We start from the raw sequence: 18597 nt of genomic DNA on the forward strand, positions 1-18597 counted from the left end.
TTTTACCACTGCGTTTCGATAGACCCTCAAATATTGAGATCTAGATATTAAGCACCACAAACATTGTTTTGAGAAACAACTGCATTGATGTTTGCTTCGATGGAAGCAGGTTGCATGTTTGTTTCAACAAAGATTTTGTTGTAGTTCTTTTTCAAAGTTGTACCCATAACTTTAGAGTCACAACCCATCAAGTTAGCAAGACCCGCCAAAGTCTCACCTTCACCACGAGCAGCATCGTTAGCCAAAGCCACTTTGTTCACTTCGATGAAAGCTGGAACTTCTTTACCGGATTTGAAGATACCATCTTGTTGGCAGTTCAAAGTACCAGTGGAGATACCGAAAGTTTGGTTACCGGAAGTACCGTTAGTAGTTGCTGCAAGAATTTGATTGCCGTTAGAACCCATAACCAGGGAACCCAAACCACAACCTGCAGAACCATAACCTTGACCAGACACTTCTTCCAAAAGACCTTTTTTCTTTTGAGCGTGTGCCACACCAGAAACCAACATTGCTACAACTACAAATTTAACCAACTTCATTTCAACCTCCGAAGTAAATTGGATTTTGCCTGAAAAAAATTGTGGCCTCGATTTACACAAACGGCAAATAGTTTTGTTGTCCTTGGGCACAAGGACCTGTCCGCAGCTGGACACTGGGAACTGGACCAAGGTCCAAAGAATCAAAAACCATCCCAACGCACGTTGATCTTCGGAAATTCAATCCAGTCTTCTGATGCCGGGAAACCATCAGGACGAGATTCTGTACCGCCCTTGAAGCTTAAGAAAGCCGTCAATGCGCACATAAAGGCCTCAAAGGCGTGATTATTTTCTATCATCAGCTTCACGTCCTGGTCGTAAACGAACGCGACGTTGTGAGAACTTAACGCATGCAAAATTTCACGACGACTTTCATCCCCGCCAATGGCGTGCTTATGAAAGCGCAGATGACTCTTCATCACATTCAATGACCGGCCAATGCGCCAGACAGACAGCTTGGGGAAAACCTCAATGCACTTCATTTTCAGATGGCGGCGCAGAAACATCGCCCGCGCCAATAACGGCGCACTGTTCGCCCCCATCGCGTGCTGCAAAATAAACGGTTCTTCCAGCTCTGACGACAGATACATTTCCACGCATCTTTGCGTGTAGGGCGTGAAGAGCTTACGCGGCTTCTTTCTCTTATGCAGTTTACGGGTGTATTCCCACATCCATTGTACATGGGGTTTTTTGCAGGTCTCTATACTGGCACAGCAGTCCTTGGACTCCAGGCAAACCGGAAAACGGAAAGGCACATCAAAGGCCACCATATCCACATCGTTATGATACTGCTGAATGACTTCCTGAATTTTGAAGTCTGCGGAATGAACTTCGTCACTTTTGATTTTTTCAACCAGACGGGACAGAAAGATTTTTTTATGCTTGGGATAGTATTCCAGAACCGCCAGACAGGCTTTGTCGGATTTACCGCCCCCAAGGGACAGGCCGATAAAACGATGCACTTCTCCGGCATGGGACGACATTTCGACCGCAGCTTTTTTCGGAGCTGCGGCTTTCTTTTTCGTCGTTTTCTTTACAGGGGATCGACGGGTTTTGCGTCCATCACCTGGAAGCCGGCTTTTTGGCATGCGTTGGCTACTCCCTCACGTTTGTCAGGAGGACACCAGACCAAGACACATCCGCCGCCTCCAGCTCCACAAATTTTAACAGCCTCAGCCCCATTCTGCAAAGAGACTTCGGCAAGCTTGTAGATCTCAGGACTTGAAAATTCCGGGGCCAAACGAACCCGGGCATCGAACTCACGTTTAAAAAGCGGCCCCAGCTCTTTCCAGTTTCCGGCCCGCACTGCGTGTTCCGTTTCAATGGCGATACTTTTCAGATCACGCAGGGCCTGTAGGGTGCGTGGATCTTTAACCACGGAATCCTTCATCACCTCAAAATTATTTAATCCCGAGTGATGGGCCTTGCCCGTGTAAACAAGCATAAACTTTTCCGCCAAAGGCGTCTGTGACACCGGCAGTACGCTCTGCTGGATTCCATCGTACCCATAGTGAAGCACATTCAAGCCCCCTGAAGCCGCAGGATAATAATCCTGGGTTCCTGTCGGCGTGTTTAAAATCTCGGCTTCGATATTATGGGCCACCTGCACCATGTGATGCACGTCACGGAAAGGTCGGCCACAGAACTGGGAAAACGCCTTCATCAGACTGATGGTCAAACTGGAGCTTCCGCCCAGTCCGCCGCCCACCGGGCTTTGCGAAGAGGTCTTTAGCGTGAAGCCACGCTCTGGCTTCCAGTAGCGCAGTTGTGTTTGCAGCAAAATCATTTTGGGATCGGGATCAGAAAGAGCATCCACCAAATTACTGTAAGCCTTGCGCAGTTTCAAGTCGGCGGATTCCAGCACGATCGTCGCATCTTCATGAGGCGTCAGTTCCGCCACTGTGTATATATCAATGGCCACATTGACGGTGGAAGCCCCATTGATAAACAAATAAAGGGGCCACAAATCCAATGTGCCCCCTGCCAAATCCACACGCGTGGGAGATTTAACGACAATCTTCTGCATTACTTATCTTTCTGCTCGGCCATCATGGCCTGCTGCTCATCGGACGTGCTTTTTTTATTATCCTTCGGAGCTTCATCTTCGCGCAAGTCCGCCAGAACAATTTTGATAAAGCGGTCCAGAGCCCCCGCTTCCATCTTCATCTGCTGGGCCGGATCGGAAACTTTAGCGTAAATGCCCAGATCCTTGGCCTGCCCCACGTCCGCCTTCCATTTTTTATCCTTCATCACCAGCTCCATGGTGAACAGGTTCTTCAGACCCGGCAGTTTGCCTTCTACGATTTCAGATGCCTTGGCATCCGCAATCTGGGTCAACAGTTCGCGCACTTTGTTCTGATCCAGCTTCAGATCTTTCTTTTCCGGAGCCAGCCATTTGCCGTCTTCACGACGGATCATCACACGACCTTTGTCGTTCTTAATACTGACTTCATCCACACTGGCAATTTTATGGCGCAGGAAATGACGTTCACGGAAATCCATCACTGTTTTGTTCGCCCGGTTTTGCCAGACTGAATTGACCAGCAACACCCGATTTTCACCATTACGGCGGGCAAAGACATTGTCCTCGAAGTTACGTTTTTCAGAAATCTCGAACACATCCTGGGAACCTGCAGTACTTTTGAAGGTGATTTTTCCCAGCGGTTTATCCAGACCATAAAGAGCCCATTGAATGTCAGCACCCTCTTTGGCCACCTCGATAATACGCTCCGGGAAAGCCCCTTTGACAAAATCATCCGCGGCTGTATTGTCGGCCGTGTCCTGCAAGGGTTCTGTCATGGCCCAGCCATCAACGCTGCGTTTTAAAATAATCTTCTGGCCACCCTTTTCAACCTCGATCTGGTCCACCTGATCGAACTCGACCGTCATCAGACGAGCGTCCATCGCACGTTTTTCTTCAACCTTCTTTTCGTTGAAGAAATCATACACGGCATAACCGCCAAAAATCAGAAGACAAATGACAAGTATTGTACGCCCTTTGAGTTTCATTACGCATTTCTCCTTCTAAGCCACAGACCAATGCTGGTTCCCAGCAAAAGGATAGGCAGTGGAATGATGAAAGCAAACAAGAAAACACCGAACTTGGTTTCTGTCATAATCATTTGTGTCGCCATGGGTTCTTTAGGCGTAATGCTGATCAGATTTTCCTCCTTCGCCAATGCCGCGACCGAGTTCAACACCAGATCACGATTCAGGTTTTGGTAAAGCATCTGATTGGTCAGGAAGTCCACATCACCGGCAACAATCGCTGTGAAGTCTTTGGCATTTTCATCCCCGCCCCACTTACCGCTGACTTCATCCACCAGCGCGTAGGCATCTTCAGCCCCTTCACCTTTGATTTGCATGGAAGGGAAGGCCATTGCATTAGGTGCGGTGGAAACCAGTTCATCCACGACAATGCCTTTAATAATATCCACTTTTTTCAAGGATTGCGGATAGCGGAACAAAGTCGCTTCGCTGCGCCCGAACGGTTTGGTGATTTTATTGTTCATCGAGAAAATCACACCCAGTGTCGGACCTTGATTGATACCACGACCCATCACCGTTTCCACCTGGTTCAGGATGTAGTTGTTCCCCAACTGCAAGCCCATCTTGGAGGTCAACTTTTCAAGGCCCGCGGAATTCTGTGACTCCAGCGCCAGTAACAAACTGCCGCCACCTTTTAAGTAACCTTCCAACGCTTCAATTTCAAAGTTCTGGAAGCCCTGAACAGGGCCAGCGATAATGATCACATCCGCATCTGCCGGAATCTTTGGATTTTGAATCAACGGCAGCTCTTTTACCAGATAGCGGTTGTTTTCAAGCAGGGATTTCAAAGACCCCAGACCCAAACCCTCTTTGTTATCATTGATGTTCTTTTCACCATGACCAACGGTAAAATACACTGTTTTGTTCTGTTCGCGCGTCACTTTCACCAAAGCACTGGTAAAGTCCTGCTCGTCGATTTTTTCAATGCGGTTGCGACGGCCCTTGTAATCCAGGAACACCACGCCACTGCCTTTATCAACGCCGAATTCCTGTGACAGATCAGGGCGTTCATTCACTTCCACAAAGTCCAATTGAATTTTTGCACTTTGATCCTGATATTTCTTAATCAGCTCACGGAACAGACGACGGTTTTCCTCGTTGCCTTCCACGCCTTTCTTATAAAAGAAATACACTTTCAGGTCAGAATCCAAAGACTTCACCAGCTTGACAGACTGATCAGACAAAGTGTTTGCCTGCGCCAGTGAAAAGTCCCAGGTCTTTGTATGACGGACGCCGATATAATTCACCACGATCAGAAGCACCAAAGTCAAAAGGATCAAAACCCCCATGCTCATACCTTCTTTGGTGGTTTTCATCGTGAAGAATTCCTTGAAGAAGCTGCGGTCCTTAACCAAGCCCACGATCAGGAATAAAACCGCCAGTCCCAAGGACAGCCAGCAAAACGGCACCCATTCACCCAGCAGGTAGCGTGTAATAATCATCGCCACCAAAGAGATTCCAGCAAACAAAAATGAAATCTTACCTAATTTGCTCATCATTATCTCCAACGTGAGGATTCAACAACACGCTCTGCCAGGAAGCAGAACAACACAATAATACTCAGGAAGAAAATCAGACCGTTGGTGCGCACCGTGCCTTCCACCAGACCTGATAAGTGACTGCTTAAGGACACGTGCTCAAAAATTTTGCGCGCGCGTTCGCCGTCCACCACTTCCGTACCAATCCCGACAAACCAGATGGATACATTGAAGATCACCGAAGCCACATATGCCACGATGCTGTTTTCAGTCAGGGATGATGCAAAAAGATTCATCGCTGCGTAAACGCCCCCGACCAGGAAGATCCCCAGGAACGCGATAAACAGCGGCCCCCAGTTCACAGTCGCCAGAGTGGAGGTTGCCAGAGGGTACAATAGCGCCAGAAGCACAATGCCGCCGACAGCCCCCAAAGCCGCCAGATACTTACCCATCACAATCTGGAAGGACGTCACAGGCGAGGTTAAAAGAAGATCGAACGTGCGAAGCTTTTTTTCTTCTGCAAAAAGTTTCATGGTCAAAGCCGGCACAACGAAAATCAAAAGCAGGTTTAAATAAGAAAGCTGACGCAGGAACACGCCATAATGGATATTCAATTGATTTTGCGGAACCCCCTGCTGCATCACATAGTTCATCAGAAGTTGTGAAAACAAATTCAACTGAATCGGATACACCCAGCTAAACACCACACTGACCAAAAAACAGATCATCCAGAAAGTGGAATTGAAGTAGAAACCTTTAAGTTCTTTTTTGAAAATTACGAGAGTGCCGCTCACGCCGGACCTCCTTTTTCCTGTTGTCCGTATGTCAGTTTCAAGAACACGTCTTCAAGATCACGCTTGGCCGGAGTCAGCTCCAGCAGGCCATACCCCTTACCCACCAGAAGCGAGGATACGTTTTCCACAGCTTCCTCGCTGCCTTTAAGGTCGATGGACCATTCTTTTGCAGAAGCGCCCGAATGAACGCCAATGACGGAACCCATGCCGGACAAAACATTTTGCATGTCTTCAACACTTTTGCGCAAACGCACGTGCAGACGGATCTGCCCCTGTTCCATCGTGGACAGGTTCTGAATGCTGTCTTCCGCGACAATACGGCCTTTATTGATGATAATAACTTTTTCGCAAGTCGCTTCCACTTCTGGAAGAATGTGCGTGGAAAGGATGATCGTGTGCTGCCCCTTCAGGGACTTGATCAACTCGCGAATCTCGGCCACTTGTTTGGGATCAAGGCCGACGGTGGGTTCATCCAGAATCAAAACCTCCGGATCAGACACGATGGCCTGGGCAATCCCCACACGTTGTTTGAAACCTTTGGACAAGTGATGGATCAAACGTTTTTGCACATCACCCAGGTTGGTTTTTTCGATGGCATTTTTAACTGAGCCTTCGATCTTTTCTTTCGGCACCTGTTTAAGTGCTGCCACATAGCGCAGATAATCCTGCACGTACATGTCAGCATAGACCGGCGGAATTTCCGGCAGATAACCAATGCGTTTTTTCACTTCCAAAGGGTTTTCAAAAACATCAAATCCGGCCACGGAAGCATTGCCATGGCTGGGAGCCATGAAGCCCGTGATGATTTTCATCGTCGTGGATTTACCTGCGCCGTTGGGGCCGAGGAAGCCCACAACATCACCCTTGGAAATAGAGAAGTTCAGTTTATCAATGGCCCGTCTTGGACCATAATCCTTCGTGAGATCTTTGACTTGAATCATGGTGCAATCTCCTCTGTAGTCTGAAAGAAAATTTTAGACCCAGCTTGTCACCAGTCAATCCAAAAGGTACCTGCTTACTTTTGCAGAAGCGATGCGCCGTAGGGTTAGGAGAGGGAGAAGTTCAGAGTGCGTTCAGAGTGGTAGGTTACGCGGCCCAGCTTGTCGCCTTTGATCGGGCGAACGAAGCGACATTCGACTATGACCACAGCCACCTTTTGACCGACCATCAAAGATTTCTGCGATAAAGACTCCCGTGCCACCCAGGCCGAGACCTCTTGAATTTCTGCCGGAGTGATTTCCTGATCACGCTGTCTGTGGATGATGGCATGCGCCCCCGGATAGTCGCGCAAATGCAGCCAGTAATCCCAAGCCTTGGCCTGACGAAGCAGCGCCAGATTGTCGGCGGCGGACTTTCCACAGTAAGCCAAGGCACCCGAATCCAAATGTAATTTTCGGCCCCGCGCATCGGCCTTTTTCATCAGGTCCACCAAAGCCGGTTTTTTCTGCTTTTCCGAATAACGACTGTCCTCGAGTTTCTGGATTTCCAGAACCAGCTCGTCCAGTCTTTCGCGAGCGCCTTCTTTTTTACCAACCAGCTGCTTGGCCTTGGCAAAGCAATTTTCGATATTCCAGCTTAAGCTTTGTTTGGCATCAACACAGGATTGCAGATTTTCCGGAACATACAGACTGCCATGAGTCTTCAGATACTGTCCAGCCTCGTACCACAACTGCTCGCGGTCACTTTCGATCTGTTTTTGAATTTCCGCCAAGGCCCGGCGTTTTTTCTCCAGATCCTTTTGCTTTTGACGTTCCCATTGTTCTGCCGGGTCTAAAACCGTTTTCTTGGAACCCGAACCCTGTTCGGACAGCCATTCTTCATGAATAGCCACCAAGTCCCGGGGGTGCGGAGGATTTTCCACATGCGGCGCCTGTGACAAATCCAATGGTCGATCCCAAGCAATTTGTTTGCCTTGAGCTTTCACAATCAGGTTGCTTTGCTTGGGAATCAGACGGATTTCCAGCTCGCAATCGGCCGAGGAATTTTTCAGATTCAGCACAACCACACGTCCGAACTTTTCCAACACCGTCATTCCAGCAAAGAACAAATTGCGCCCATGAGAGTTCAAAAACAAACTGACCGGTTTGCCTTTCGGAGCTTTTTTAAAAGGGCACTGATTTTCAAAACACAGCATCATCGGCGCATTCGGTACAAGGTCCAGGATCAGCCAGAACATACTGCCACGCAGATGAAAACCCAGAGCCAGACCTCGGTCGTTGGCCTGCACTTCCTGAAGCTGGGCACCGTCCAAAATTGGTGCGAAATAAGAGACAAAATGCTGCAGTTCTTGCTGAGTCAGGGCTTTCATCCCACGAGTCTCTCATTCTTTGGGCCAAATTTCCATCGCTGATGCTCAGGTTCGTAAAAGGAAAACCGATATTTCTAGGGTATGAATACAGACATGCTAATCAAGATCGTTGAAACCCAGCTTCAAGAAACCGCCAACCTGCGCGAAAAAAGCCATGACTTTATCCGCCGTGTGGTCCACCTCTACACCCTGCAATTGATGAAATCCGGCACCATTCCTTTGGAGTTCGTGGACGATGTTTTGACTGATATTGAGGCCGAAGCCGTTGAAATCTATCGCAAGAAAACCTACGGCTTCCTGACTTTGGAAGAATACCGTCGCCACAAATTCCGTCAAAAAGACGACAACTAATACAACCGGCTTTGCGCCGATAAAATTCGGCGTGGACTGACGGAAGTGTCAAATTTCAAGCACACTTCCTCCACCCCCAAAACCTTCATGGAATTCAAGGACGCCAAAAGCAGGGTGTCCGAAGAAACACCGCAAGCCACACCACCCGATGCCAGATCCAGACACAATTCCACTTCCGCACTGACTTGTTTTGCAGGCTCTGCCGCTGTGTATTTTAAATCCTTGCGCAACTGCCCGCATAACTTTTCCACCGGATTGCTGCCGCCACAGGAACCACACGACACTTCCGCCCGTGCCTGAGAAAACACGACCAAACAAGACGCAACAATAAACACCAAGACCGCAAAAAAAGATCTCATCCGTGACTCCTTTTAATTTTTGTTGGAGGCAACAGTGTAGAGACCTTTTGCGGTCAGCGATAATTTCAAGTTTGTTATCTGCTTCTTATCAGAAAGTCGAAGAAAAAACTATTCTTCGACCTTTTCGATCACGGCAAAGTACAAGGGTCCAAAGCCGCACTGATCCGGCATGTAAGCCACACCCATTTCAGTGCGCTCGCCACCGACGCCCAGCGAAGCTTCCAACAACTTCACCGCCGCCTTTTTCTTTTTCAAAAGTTTGCGCACGACATCGTCATTTTCCGCAGGACTGATCGAACAGGTTGAATACACAATGCGCCCCCCCGGCTTCACAGCCAGAAAAGCCGCCGCCAGAAGAGAATACTGTCGGGCCGCAAGGTGTTCCGTCCGGCGCGGGCTCCATTCATCCTGAGCCGCCTGATTTTCCAGAATATGTCTTTCGCCAGAACAAGGGGCATCCAATAAAACCCGGTCAAAGCTGGAGGGTTCTTTCAAACCAAACTGCACGCCGTCCTTACCCGTCACCCACACACGATTACGCACCTCACGAGGCACATACTGCTGAATGACTTTTTTCAAGCGTTCGCGACGTTCAGGGGAAAGATCATTGCAGAAAATTTCGCCCTCTTCGCCGAAGGATTCAATCAACACCAGACTTTTCCCACCGGGAGCCGCACACATATCCAACAGACGATCCCCCGGCTGCACATCCAGGGCTTTTGCCACCATCACACTGGCCGGGTCCATGATGTAAATATCCAGAAGCTCATCCGCATTGCGCTCGGGCTGGCAGCCATGCGATGGAGTCAGCCAATGACAACCCGAAAGTTCGGCTTTTTCCGGAAAGGTGGCCCAGGATTTGGTTTTCAGGTCCGAGGGGCTCCACGCATTCACACGCGCCACTTGCTGTTCGCGAGTTTGCAGGGCCGCGAACAGTGCGGGCCAGCGGGAACCATAAACTTTTTCAAAATGACGATAAAAGGGATGATCGGCGTTCATCCCCCGGATTTTACTTTCGGATTGGGAAAGAGCAAATAAATTCAGAACCCTGGTCGATAATACTCTTTACAGCGACGGTGCCGCCGTGACTTTGCATAATATGTTTCACAATAGCCAACCCCAGCCCGGTTCCACCCGCATCACGGGTGCGGCCCCGGTCAATGCGATAAAAACGTTCAAACAGACGATCCAGATGCTGTTCCGGAATACCCTGCCCATCGTCTATCACACGCAAAATGATGTATTCCTTGATGTCCCGTTCCCAACGAATACGGATGGTTTTTCCCGCCGGGATGTATTTCACCGCATTGGAAACCAGATTGCGCAGCACCTGTTCCACCTTGCGGGCATCGGCCATAAACGGAGGCACATCGCCGTTCACATGAATAGAGATGTTCTTTTCCGCCGCCATCACTGCAAGCTCAGAAACCACATGCTCCGAAATCGACAGGGGGTGAATCATTTCCATCTTCAACTCGGAATTGGAGGCCTCCAAAGAGTTGATACTGAGCATGTCGTTCACCAGATCCATCAAACGATCAATATTGCGGGAAACAATATCCAGGAATTTCCCGGCCTGCTGAACCTGACCGGTTTTAACATCTTCCTTCAGCGTGTCCACGTAGCCTTTGATGGAGGTCAGCGGTGTGCGCAGTTCGTGCGAGGCATTACCCACAAAGTCCATGCGGATCTGTTCGGCCCGTTTCATCTCTGTGATATCGTGGAAAATCCCCACCACGCCATAGATTTCCCGCGTTTTTTCGTTGCGAATCGGATTCACTGACACCGCGAAATAGCGCGGCTGATTGTCGATCAATGTCGGTAGCTTCACGGTAAAGCGCTGAACCTTGCCCACCTGAATCGTTTTCGTGAACCCCTCCAGAACATCCGAAGAACGAATGGCGTCCTTCAAACGCAAAACCTGCCCGTCCATCAGATTGGAAGACAGGAACTGAGCGGCAAACTGAGAGTTAAAATAAAGAATCTTTTCATCCAGACTGACACTGACCAAACCTTCGGCCACGGCACTCATAAAGGCCTGGGATTCCTCCTGCGCTTGCAGGTACCGGGCCTTACGACGTTTCATTTTACGGTGAATGTGATCCAGAGCCACTTCAAGCTCGGAAATATCCGCAGTTTCATCATCCAACAGATCATCATCCTGACCATCCACCAAACTCCCGAATGTGCGCTTGCTGGAAATGCGCAGGGCCTTCAAAATCACCCGGTGAATCGGCTTGGTAAAACGATAGGATGTCAGTGCAGAAACCAGAACACTGAACACAAAGAAATTCAGAAGAGCTTCGTTGTAAACAAACGGACGAACCCCGTAGCGCACATCAATAACAGAAATAATCGCCAGAAACAGGGCATTGAAACCCACGATCTGCCAGGAAAAATAGCGCCAATAGACTCGCCAAGGAAAACGGATAAATCGCTTCATGCGATATCTACTTTAACCCGATATCCAACGCCACGGATAGTCTCAATACGATCGCCCCATTCACCTAACTTCTTGCGTAATCCAAATACATGGGTGTCAATAGTGCGTCCAACGACATTGATCCCCTCGCCCTGGATGTTTTCAATCAGTTGTTCACGGGTCAGAACACAGCCCTGATTCTGCACCAAAGCCCCCAGCAGCTTGAATTCCGAAGGGGTCAGATGCAAAGGCTCGCCATTATAGGAAATTTCATAGGATTTAAAATTGATTTTCAGCCCCAACAGGGACACTTCCCCCTCTTCCGCCGCTGGAGCTGCCTGCACCTGTGAGCGACGCAAAAGTGCTTTTACTCGGGCGACAAAAACAGAGGGGTTGAAGGGCTTTGTCATATAGTCATCCGCACCCTTTTCAAGGCCGGATACAATGTCCTGGGGCTCGGTTTTGGCAGTCACCATCAAAACCGAAGCACCCGGATGTTTGGATTTAATTTTATCAACAATTTCGACGCCGCTCAGACCCGGCAGCATCCAATCAAGAACAAAAAGGGAAAAGCTCTGACGATTTACCTCTTGCAAGGCCTCTTCGGCGGAAGCACTTTCGGTCACTCGGTAACCTTGTCGCAAAAGGTGCAGAGCCATCAACTCCCGGATCTCTTGCTCATCTTCCACCACTAGCACATGCACTGAGTTGTCAGCCAAACTTTCCCCCATGTCGAACGTCCTTGCCGGTAAAGGCAAAGATCACGTCTTCGGCAATGTTCGTCGCATGATCCCCGAGACGTTCCAGGTTTCTCGCGATTAAAATCAAATCCATACAGGCTTCCACATCACCGGAATGAGCCTTCATGTGAGCCATCGCCTCGTTGAACACTTTGTTTTTCAACGCGTCGATTTCATCATCCATCAGAAGAATCTGTTTGGATTGCTCAACGTCACCGCGAACAAAACAGTCCAAAGACTCTTTTACCATGCGACCGGCGATTTCAGACATTTTCTGAATATCACCCAACTGAGCCTGAATCGGCTTGCGCCCCAGATAATCCTTGCCGGAATAAGAGATATTCACAGCCTGATCACCCATCCGCTCCAGATCGTTATTGATCTTCAATACAGAAATAATCAATCGAAGATCTTTGGCCACCGGTCCTTGCTTAGCCAGCAGGTGCATGCACGCATTATCAACACGGATATGATCCTCGTTGATTTGTCTTTCGATGGCATGAACCCCATCAAACATTTCCAGATCCCGGGACAGCAATGCTGCCGTCACCAAAGACAGCGATTTTTCAACATGGCCACCCATCAAAAGAATCATTTTCTTGAGGTCTTCCAGTTGAATGTCTATCGCTCTTTCCATGGCATCCACCCTTAGCGCTTGGCTTGATTTATAATGATTTAAGAAATAAAGACACCGCTTAACACGGCATCTCTATGGATTCTAACAGAAACTTAACACACTTTAAAAGAGAACCTGAGCCGCAAATTCGACTCGGGAACGATCCCGCACCCCGGGAGCAAATTCCTCGGCAAAATGAGTGTGATCCACCGCTATAGCGGCCTTAATATCATCCGTCACCTGATAACCCAGGGCCAGGATGCCTGTTTGCAGGTTCTTGCCCGTTTCCCCGACCGCCGCGTTTAGATAGTCATAACGAAGCATCACCTCAGCTTTAGGGCCTGTATGCACCACAGCGTAAAGGCTGGCGGCCTGCCCCTGCACGGACTCCCCGCTTAAAGCACTGACATCCACGCCTTCGGCGATTTTATAGTCGCCAATGGCATCCGCCGGATCTTTGGCATCCATAAACTCCAATGCCACCATCCAGTCGTCTTTTTCCTCGTAACTGATCAGGGCCTGTATGCGCTCTTTCAGTCCGGCACTTTCGCCATAGACCTCATAATTTCCGCGAACATAGTTGAAGCTCAAAGACCATGGGGACCAGCGGAAAAGGCGGACAAACAAAGCCGCCTCTTTATGCGGGCCCTTTTCTTTTTCCTCGGCCCCTTCCCCGTTAGACAAACTTAAAGCCCACTCGCCATAGTCAGCAGGCAGTTCCGACATAAACGAAGCACCCAGATCTGAATAAGAAAGATACTTCCATTTTTCCGTGATCGACCACGCCGTGCGCCCCAGGAAGCGATAGTTGCTGGCCTGATACTGAGCCTCCTGCCAGGTTTGAGGAATCAGCCCCAAACGCAAGGCCTTCATACCACCAAAGACACTGACCACATCCAGATAAGCTTCACGCAGTCCCACATCGAAACGATTCGGACTGGATTCTTTGTCCTCTGAACCCTCAAAAGAAAGCACCAGCAGATTGTCATCTTTCAACGGCACATTGATATCCATGAACATAGAGGGAACATTAAAGGCCGAGTTCCCGCGCTCTCCGGTAACGGCACATTGATATCCATGAACATAGAGGGAACATTAAAGGCCGAGTTCCCGCGCTCTCCGGTAGGTAAAGTCCACACTGACGCAGTCACATCCAGCTCACCGGAAATTTCAATCTCAGAAAGAGCCAGAGCCTGTGTACAGGCAAAAGTACAAAATAAAGAACCCAGAACGATTTTTTTCATGCTCTCATGCTGCCATCTTTATATACTGTTGCCAAGGAAAGGGAAGTTTATCGTGTCACGTCGAGTATCCGCCATCGACATCGGTTCCAATGCCATCCGCATGATGGTCGCCGATGTTCATCCGCAAGCCCCCCACCTGCATATTGTTAAAAAATTCCGGGCAGCGGTTCGACTGGGGCATGATGTCTTCACCCAAGGGGTGATCACCCCGGCCTCTTTGGAAATCGCCAAAGCCACCTTCCACCGTTATGCCCTGACCAATCAGGAACTCGATGTACAACAATGCAGAGCCGTGGCCACTTCGGCCTGCCGTGAAGCCAAAAATCAGAAGGAATTTGTCGATCTGATTTATAAAACCTCCGGGATCAAAATCGAAGTGATTGATGGCACGGAAGAAGGCCGTCTGATCCATTTGGCTGTCCGTCGCGAGCTGGATTTGGACAATCGTAAAACCATGCTGATTGATGTCGGCGGCGGCAGCGTGGAGGTCACCTTTTCTCAGGGTGGCACGATGCTGGCCACCAAGTCTTTCCCAATGGGCACCGTCCGTGTTCTGGAGAATCTGGCCAAAAGGAATCTGACTGAAAATCATTTGAATATCATCATGGGTGAGTTCATCACCGCTTTGGGTGAACACATCTATAAAAATTGCGACCTGGACCCGGTGGATTTTGCCATCGGCACGGGCGGCAATCTGGAATGCTTGGGGCAACTGAAAATGCAGCTGCTAAAGAAATCCCCCCACACCTTCCTGACCCTGCCAGAACTTTCCGAAATCATCACCCGTCTGCGGGCCTTGAAAGTCAAAGAGCGTATTGAAAAGCTGAATTTACGCCCGGACCGCGCTGACGTCATCGTCCCTGCCGCCATGCTGGTGGAAACCATCCTGCGACAGGCGGAAACGCATAAAATTCTGATTCCGTCAGTGGGATTGCGTGACGGCCTGATCTGGTCGATGCTTTAAAACTAATCTGTCAGAAATTTTGGCGGGATGGCAAACAGCAGCTGCGCCCGGCCCGCTTCAGCTGTGACAAAAGATTCCAGCTCCAGTCCGATGACACCGCTTTTTTTCAGATCAATAAAACTTTCGGACTTCAGCGACAGCATGTAGCTGGCAAAGGTGCTCAGGTGAGGCTCATGCCCAACCACAGCAATGCGCTTGTGATTTTTCCCCTGCACACGCAGCCATTTTAAGAAGGCCTGTGGCGGACTGTGCGGCACCAGTTCCGGGGCCTCCACCACTTTGGTTTCATAGTAGATTTGTGAAACGATCTCTGCCGTTTGGCGCGCCCGGGTCAGGGGGCTGGACACGATCAGATCAACCTCCTTGATATAATCGCGAAGATTCACGCAGACCTTCTGCATGCGCTTACGTCCCTTCAGGGTCAAAGGGCGCAGATAATCCTCCTGCCCTTTTTTCGCAAACTCTTCTTTATCTTCGGCGACGGCGTGCCGGATGATGATCAACTCCACGGTGCTTTTCCCGACCTTATTCTGAGGATGTGTTTGTGTTTTCCTCTACAAATGTAACCCGGGCTTTCGCAATTTGCATCAGAGTTTGATGAATTCCGACATCTGTGGAGTTCTGACGCACATAGGTCCCGTCAGACTTCATCTCCCAGGACTGACGCTGCTCTTTTACACAGAGGTTTAGAATTTCCCAGCACTTTTCTTTCAAGGTGCGATCCAGCACCGGTACAATGGCTTCCACCCGCGCATGAAGATTGCGATACATCCAATCCGCCGACCCCAGGAAAAATTCACCATCCACCGGATCTTTTTCACCATTTCGGAAATAGAAAATACGTGAATGTTCCAGGAAACGACCAATGATCGAGGTCACACGAATGCGTTCGCTCATCCCCGGAACCCCGGGGCGCAAACAACAAAAACCACGCACGATCATTTCAATATCGACGCCCTTCTGCGATGCCGCATATAGCGCCACGGCAATGTCGTTTTCCTCAAAGTTATTAAACTTGGCAATGATCTGCGCCGGACGACCGGCCTTGGCATGTTCGGCTTCACGTTCAATCATGGCTTTAAACCGGGCAAACATATTCACCGGAGCAATCAACAGATTCTGATAATTGCTTTTCAACGACCGCCCCGTCAGATAGTGGAAAAATTCCACCACATCCCCGGTGATTTCCTCGCGCGCAGTGATCAACCCCAGATCTGTATAAAAACGCGAAGTTGCCACGTTGTAGTTTCCTGTCCCAATGTGACAGTAACAGCGCAACCCCTCTTGTTCCTGACGAACCACCAAGGCTGTCTTGGCATGGGTCTTCAAGCCCACAACCCCATAGACCACATGTACCCCAGCGTTTTCCAGCTCCGTGGCCCAATAGATATTTCGTTCTTCGTCAAAGCGGGCTTTTAGTTCCACCAGACAGACCACTTGCTTGCCCTGTTCCGCCGCGCGAATCAAAGCTTTGATAAACGGACTGTTGTCACCAGTGCGATACAGGGTCATTTTAATTGCCAGCACCTTAGGATCTTCACTGGCCACGCGGATGAATTTTTCCACCGAGCCCGCAAAACTTTCATAGGGATGATGCACCAGTTGATCCGCCATCTTGATGGCGTTAAACATGCCCAGCCCATCTTCCGCGAAAGCCGGAAGCACCACCGGAGTATAAGGCTCAAACTTAAGCTTCGGCAGATTCACATCAGAAATTGCGGAAAGATCTGTAAAGTCCAAAAGACCCGGCGTTTCGTAAATGTCCTCTTCAATCAGCTCCAGCTCTTCCATCAAAAATTTCAGCATCCAGGGATCAGGATGCGGGCCGTGCTCCAAACGCACGACTTCGGCAAAACGGCGCTGGCGCAGTTCCTCCTCGATGGCTTCCAGAAGGTCTTCGGCATCTTCCTGATCCTGATCTGAATCCGCATTACGGGTCAGACGAAACGGCATTACACCCAAAACCTGCATGGACGGAAACAGATCCGCCAGATTTTCCTGAATCACATCCAACAGACTGATAAAACGATACGAACCGCTTTCAGAGTCCGTGCGTACCCACTGAGGCAGCACCTTGGGAATCTTCACCCGCGCAAAAAGTTTTTCATCCACATTGGGATGCTTCAGGGTCACACCCAGAGAAATGGACAGGTTGGAAATAAAAGGGAATGGATGCCCCGGGTCCACCGACAAAGGCGTCAGCACCGGGAAAACATTTTTGTTATAATACTTTTTAACGTTTTCTTTTTCTTTTTCGCTAAGCTCTTTCCAGCTTAACAAAAAGATATTTTCTTTCTCCAGAGCCGGTTTCAAAACTTTATTGAACACCTGCGCCTGATCCTGAATCATCGGGATCACGAATTGACGGATTTCCTGCAACTGATGCATCGGCGTTTTTCCGTCGGCGGATTTTGGTGACACGCCATAGGCCACATGGCGCTTTAGCCCCCCGACCCGCTTCATAAAAAACTCATCCAAATTGGAACCGGAAATGCTTAGAAACTTCACTCGTTCCAAAAGCGGATTGCGTGCATCCTCCGCTTCAGACAGAACGCGTCTGTTAAAATTCAACCAGCCGATCTCACGGCTGGAAAAAAGACTTTCAGATGACAGAGGATGTTCGACAACCTTCGGCTTCCGTGTTGATTTCTTCTTAGATGTTCGCTTTGGCGATGTCGCCTTCGGTGTGTTCAAAGAATCCTCCTTGACTCCTGAAGACTCTATTTCACAATAAAGTGACACCTTAAGCAATGTCTTCCCAAGGACAACGACATGCAAAACACTCCCAAAGAATGGTCCATGATTGAAAAGATCCGTTTTCGGGTCCAGCGTCAAAACAGTCACAATATCGTCCCACTGGGCGATGATGCCTTTGTTTTTAAGAACTACCCGGGCTATTCGGTGGTCTGTCAGGACATGATGGTCGAAGGTATTCACTTTGATTTGAAATACACCAGCGCCTTTGATCTGGGTTTCAAGGCTTTGGCCGTCAATCTAAGCGACATTGCAGCCATGGGAGCCCAACCACACTATGCACAGGTGTCTTTAGCCCTGCCACAAAACCTAAATGAATCCTGGCTTGACGATTTCTATAAAGGCATGACTCAACTGGCGGACGACTGGAAAACAGAAATTGTCGGTGGCGACCTGACAGCGGCTTCGGACAAACTTGTGGTTGATGTCAGCGTTCACGGATCTTGTGAAAATCCGATCACACGCAAAGGGGCACGGGCCGGGGACCTTTTACTTTCCAGCGGTCCATTGGGACTTTCTTTCACCGGGCTGACCGCTTTGCAGAAAAAACTTCCCGGCTATGAAGAAGCCAAGGAAAAACATTTGCGCCCCCGCCCACGACTGGATTTGATCAAAGGCTTACAAACCCATCATGCGCGCGTTCACGCACTGATGGATTGCAGTGATGGACTGGTCAATGATGCCCTTTTGCTGACACCTCAAGACGGTGGCTTTCATCTGTTCGCGGAAAACCTGCCGCTGCATCCTGAAAGTCAGCAGTTGGCCCTGCAACTGGGAATGCCCGCCTCTGATTTTGCACTTTGGGGTGGTGAGGATTACGAACTGCTGATGGCGGTGGCTCCGGATGATTACGATCGTTTTTCAGGATGGCACATGGTTGGACAATTTACAGATAAACCCGGTGTTTTTCTAACCTTCGCCAAAGGACAAGAGGAAATTACGGACTTCAAAGGCTGGCGGCATTTCTAGCGGTTAAAATCTCA

General features: G+C 49.4%; 20 protein-coding genes. 3 read left to right on the forward strand and 17 right to left on the reverse strand.

From position 1 onward, the window contains the following. Window positions 1-47: 47 nt before the first annotated feature. From EZJ49_RS02960 to EZJ49_RS02995, 8 genes are all read right to left on the reverse strand, one after another. Window positions 48-539: a DUF3015 domain-containing protein gene (locus EZJ49_RS02960; RefSeq protein WP_262554195.1), complete on the reverse strand. Its 492-nt coding sequence runs from the start codon at window positions 537-539 to the stop codon at window positions 48-50. A gap of 140 nt (window positions 540-679) precedes the next feature. Next, the gene (locus EZJ49_RS02965) at window positions 680-1624 is read right to left on the reverse strand and encodes a DUF429 domain-containing protein (protein WP_262554196.1); all 945 of its coding nucleotides are present in this window, start codon (window positions 1622-1624) and stop codon (window positions 680-682) included. Further along, the gene (locus EZJ49_RS02970) at window positions 1570-2562 is read right to left on the reverse strand and encodes a galactokinase (protein WP_262554198.1); all 993 of its coding nucleotides are present in this window, start codon (window positions 2560-2562) and stop codon (window positions 1570-1572) included. The genes EZJ49_RS02965 and EZJ49_RS02970 overlap by 55 nt, the downstream gene beginning before the upstream one ends. Next, window positions 2562-3545 carry a DUF4340 domain-containing protein gene (locus EZJ49_RS02975; protein ID WP_262554200.1) on the reverse strand — a complete coding sequence of 328 codons (984 nt, stop codon included), beginning with the start codon at window positions 3543-3545 and terminating at the stop codon, window positions 2562-2564. Before EZJ49_RS02975 ends, EZJ49_RS02970 begins: the two co-directional genes overlap by 1 nt. Continuing rightward, on the reverse strand, window positions 3545-5083 hold the full coding sequence (locus EZJ49_RS02980) for a GldG family protein (RefSeq protein WP_262554202.1): 1539 nt from the start codon (window positions 5081-5083) through the stop codon (window positions 3545-3547). Before EZJ49_RS02980 ends, EZJ49_RS02975 begins: the two co-directional genes overlap by 1 nt. Next, complete coding sequence (locus EZJ49_RS02985) at window positions 5083-5856, reverse strand: ABC transporter permease (protein WP_262554204.1); 774 nt, start codon at window positions 5854-5856, stop codon at window positions 5083-5085. Before EZJ49_RS02985 ends, EZJ49_RS02980 begins: the two co-directional genes overlap by 1 nt. Further along, the gene (locus EZJ49_RS02990; protein WP_262554206.1) at window positions 5853-6797 is read right to left on the reverse strand and encodes an ABC transporter ATP-binding protein; all 945 of its coding nucleotides are present in this window, start codon (window positions 6795-6797) and stop codon (window positions 5853-5855) included. Before EZJ49_RS02990 ends, EZJ49_RS02985 begins: the two co-directional genes overlap by 4 nt. 104 nt (window positions 6798-6901) lie before the next feature. Continuing rightward, window positions 6902-8164, reverse strand: a complete 1263-nt coding sequence (locus tag EZJ49_RS02995; protein ID WP_262554207.1) for a DUF814 domain-containing protein — start codon at window positions 8162-8164, stop codon at window positions 6902-6904. Between the two features lie 93 nt (window positions 8165-8257). On the opposite strand from EZJ49_RS02995, the gene EZJ49_RS03000 reads away from it, so the two are divergent. Then, the gene (locus EZJ49_RS03000; RefSeq protein WP_262554209.1) at window positions 8258-8515 is read left to right on the forward strand and encodes a DNA-dependent DNA polymerase; all 258 of its coding nucleotides are present in this window, start codon (window positions 8258-8260) and stop codon (window positions 8513-8515) included. On the opposite strand, the gene EZJ49_RS03005 is transcribed toward EZJ49_RS03000, so the two are convergent. The 7 genes from EZJ49_RS03005 to EZJ49_RS03035 all read right to left on the reverse strand — a co-directional run bounded on the left by EZJ49_RS03005 (window position 8512) and on the right by EZJ49_RS03035 (window position 13896). Continuing rightward, a complete protein-coding gene (locus EZJ49_RS03005; protein WP_262554211.1) occupies window positions 8512-8874 on the reverse strand; it encodes a hypothetical protein in 363 nt (120 codons plus the stop codon). The genes EZJ49_RS03000 and EZJ49_RS03005 overlap by 4 nt on opposite strands. A gap of 108 nt (window positions 8875-8982) precedes the next feature. Next, window positions 8983-9873 carry an RsmB/NOP family class I SAM-dependent RNA methyltransferase gene (locus tag EZJ49_RS03010; protein WP_262554212.1) on the reverse strand — a complete coding sequence of 297 codons (891 nt, stop codon included), beginning with the start codon at window positions 9871-9873 and terminating at the stop codon, window positions 8983-8985. 10 nt (window positions 9874-9883) lie between these two features. After that, entirely contained in the window at window positions 9884-11317 is a 1434-nt protein-coding gene (locus tag EZJ49_RS03015) for a sensor histidine kinase (protein ID WP_262554214.1), read from the reverse strand. Next, window positions 11314-12015, reverse strand: coding sequence for a response regulator transcription factor (locus EZJ49_RS03020; RefSeq protein WP_262554216.1), 702 nt, complete (start codon window positions 12013-12015; stop codon window positions 11314-11316). The genes EZJ49_RS03015 and EZJ49_RS03020 overlap by 4 nt, the downstream gene beginning before the upstream one ends. Further along, window positions 12008-12673 carry a phosphate signaling complex protein PhoU gene (phoU, locus tag EZJ49_RS03025; protein WP_262554217.1) on the reverse strand — a complete coding sequence of 222 codons (666 nt, stop codon included), beginning with the start codon at window positions 12671-12673 and terminating at the stop codon, window positions 12008-12010. Before phoU ends, EZJ49_RS03020 begins: the two co-directional genes overlap by 8 nt. A 102-nt stretch (window positions 12674-12775) precedes the next feature. Beyond that, window positions 12776-13672 carry a hypothetical protein gene (locus EZJ49_RS03030; RefSeq protein ID WP_262554218.1) on the reverse strand — a complete coding sequence of 299 codons (897 nt, stop codon included), beginning with the start codon at window positions 13670-13672 and terminating at the stop codon, window positions 12776-12778. Continuing rightward, window positions 13645-13896, reverse strand: coding sequence for a hypothetical protein (locus EZJ49_RS03035; RefSeq protein WP_262554220.1), 252 nt, complete (start codon window positions 13894-13896; stop codon window positions 13645-13647). Before EZJ49_RS03035 ends, EZJ49_RS03030 begins: the two co-directional genes overlap by 28 nt. Before the next feature lie 52 nt (window positions 13897-13948). On the opposite strand from EZJ49_RS03035, the gene EZJ49_RS03040 reads away from it, so the two are divergent. Then, complete coding sequence (locus EZJ49_RS03040; protein ID WP_262554222.1) at window positions 13949-14860, forward strand: hypothetical protein; 912 nt, start codon at window positions 13949-13951, stop codon at window positions 14858-14860. A 2-nt stretch (window positions 14861-14862) separates the two neighbouring features. Here the strand turns inward: EZJ49_RS03040 and sixA are convergent, their stop codons facing one another. Both sixA and ppk1 read right to left on the reverse strand, forming a co-directional pair. After that, the gene (gene sixA / locus EZJ49_RS03045) at window positions 14863-15369 is read right to left on the reverse strand and encodes a phosphohistidine phosphatase SixA (protein ID WP_262554224.1); all 507 of its coding nucleotides are present in this window, start codon (window positions 15367-15369) and stop codon (window positions 14863-14865) included. Window positions 15370-15385: 16 nt separating this feature from the next. After that, the gene (gene ppk1 / locus EZJ49_RS03050; RefSeq protein WP_262554226.1) at window positions 15386-17554 is read right to left on the reverse strand and encodes a polyphosphate kinase 1; all 2169 of its coding nucleotides are present in this window, start codon (window positions 17552-17554) and stop codon (window positions 15386-15388) included. Window positions 17555-17632: 78 nt separating this feature from the next. On the opposite strand from ppk1, the gene thiL reads away from it, so the two are divergent. Continuing rightward, entirely contained in the window at window positions 17633-18583 is a 951-nt protein-coding gene (gene thiL, locus EZJ49_RS03055) for a thiamine-phosphate kinase (RefSeq protein ID WP_262554227.1), read from the forward strand. The last annotated feature ends 14 nt before the right edge of the window (window positions 18584-18597 follow it).

The organism is Bdellovibrio bacteriovorus (assembly GCF_025558485.1).
Taxonomy (GTDB): Bacteria; Bdellovibrionota; Bdellovibrionia; order Bdellovibrionales; family Bdellovibrionaceae; genus Bdellovibrio; species Bdellovibrio bacteriovorus_G.

Excerpts from the sequence above, each read along its gene's own strand:
- EZJ49_RS02960 (WP_262554195.1), bottom strand. The coding sequence starts at position 539 with ATGAAGTTGGTTAAATTTGTAGTTGTAGCAATGTTGGTTTCTGGTGTG.
- EZJ49_RS02965 (WP_262554196.1), bottom strand. The coding sequence starts at position 1,624 with ATGCCAAAAAGCCGGCTTCCAGGTGATGGACGCAAAACCCGTCGATCC.
- EZJ49_RS02970 (WP_262554198.1), bottom strand. The coding sequence starts at position 2,562 with ATGCAGAAGATTGTCGTTAAATCTCCCACGCGTGTGGATTTGGCAGGG.
- EZJ49_RS02975 (WP_262554200.1), bottom strand. The coding sequence starts at position 3,545 with ATGAAACTCAAAGGGCGTACAATACTTGTCATTTGTCTTCTGATTTTT.
- EZJ49_RS02980 (WP_262554202.1), bottom strand. The coding sequence starts at position 5,083 with ATGATGAGCAAATTAGGTAAGATTTCATTTTTGTTTGCTGGAATCTCT.
- EZJ49_RS02990 (WP_262554206.1), bottom strand. The coding sequence starts at position 6,797 with ATGATTCAAGTCAAAGATCTCACGAAGGATTATGGTCCAAGACGGGCC.
- EZJ49_RS02995 (WP_262554207.1), bottom strand. The coding sequence starts at position 8,164 with ATGAAAGCCCTGACTCAGCAAGAACTGCAGCATTTTGTCTCTTATTTC.
- EZJ49_RS03000 (WP_262554209.1), top strand. The coding sequence starts at position 8,258 with ATGCTAATCAAGATCGTTGAAACCCAGCTTCAAGAAACCGCCAACCTG.
- EZJ49_RS03005 (WP_262554211.1), bottom strand. The coding sequence starts at position 8,874 with ATGAGATCTTTTTTTGCGGTCTTGGTGTTTATTGTTGCGTCTTGTTTG.
- EZJ49_RS03010 (WP_262554212.1), bottom strand. The coding sequence starts at position 9,873 with ATGAACGCCGATCATCCCTTTTATCGTCATTTTGAAAAAGTTTATGGT.
- EZJ49_RS03015 (WP_262554214.1), bottom strand. The coding sequence starts at position 11,317 with ATGAAGCGATTTATCCGTTTTCCTTGGCGAGTCTATTGGCGCTATTTT.
- phoU (WP_262554217.1), bottom strand. The coding sequence starts at position 12,673 with ATGGAAAGAGCGATAGACATTCAACTGGAAGACCTCAAGAAAATGATT.
- EZJ49_RS03030 (WP_262554218.1), bottom strand. The coding sequence starts at position 13,672 with ATGTTCATGGATATCAATGTGCCGTTGAAAGATGACAATCTGCTGGTG.
- EZJ49_RS03035 (WP_262554220.1), bottom strand. The coding sequence starts at position 13,896 with ATGAAAAAAATCGTTCTGGGTTCTTTATTTTGTACTTTTGCCTGTACA.
- thiL (WP_262554227.1), top strand. The coding sequence starts at position 17,633 with ATGCAAAACACTCCCAAAGAATGGTCCATGATTGAAAAGATCCGTTTT.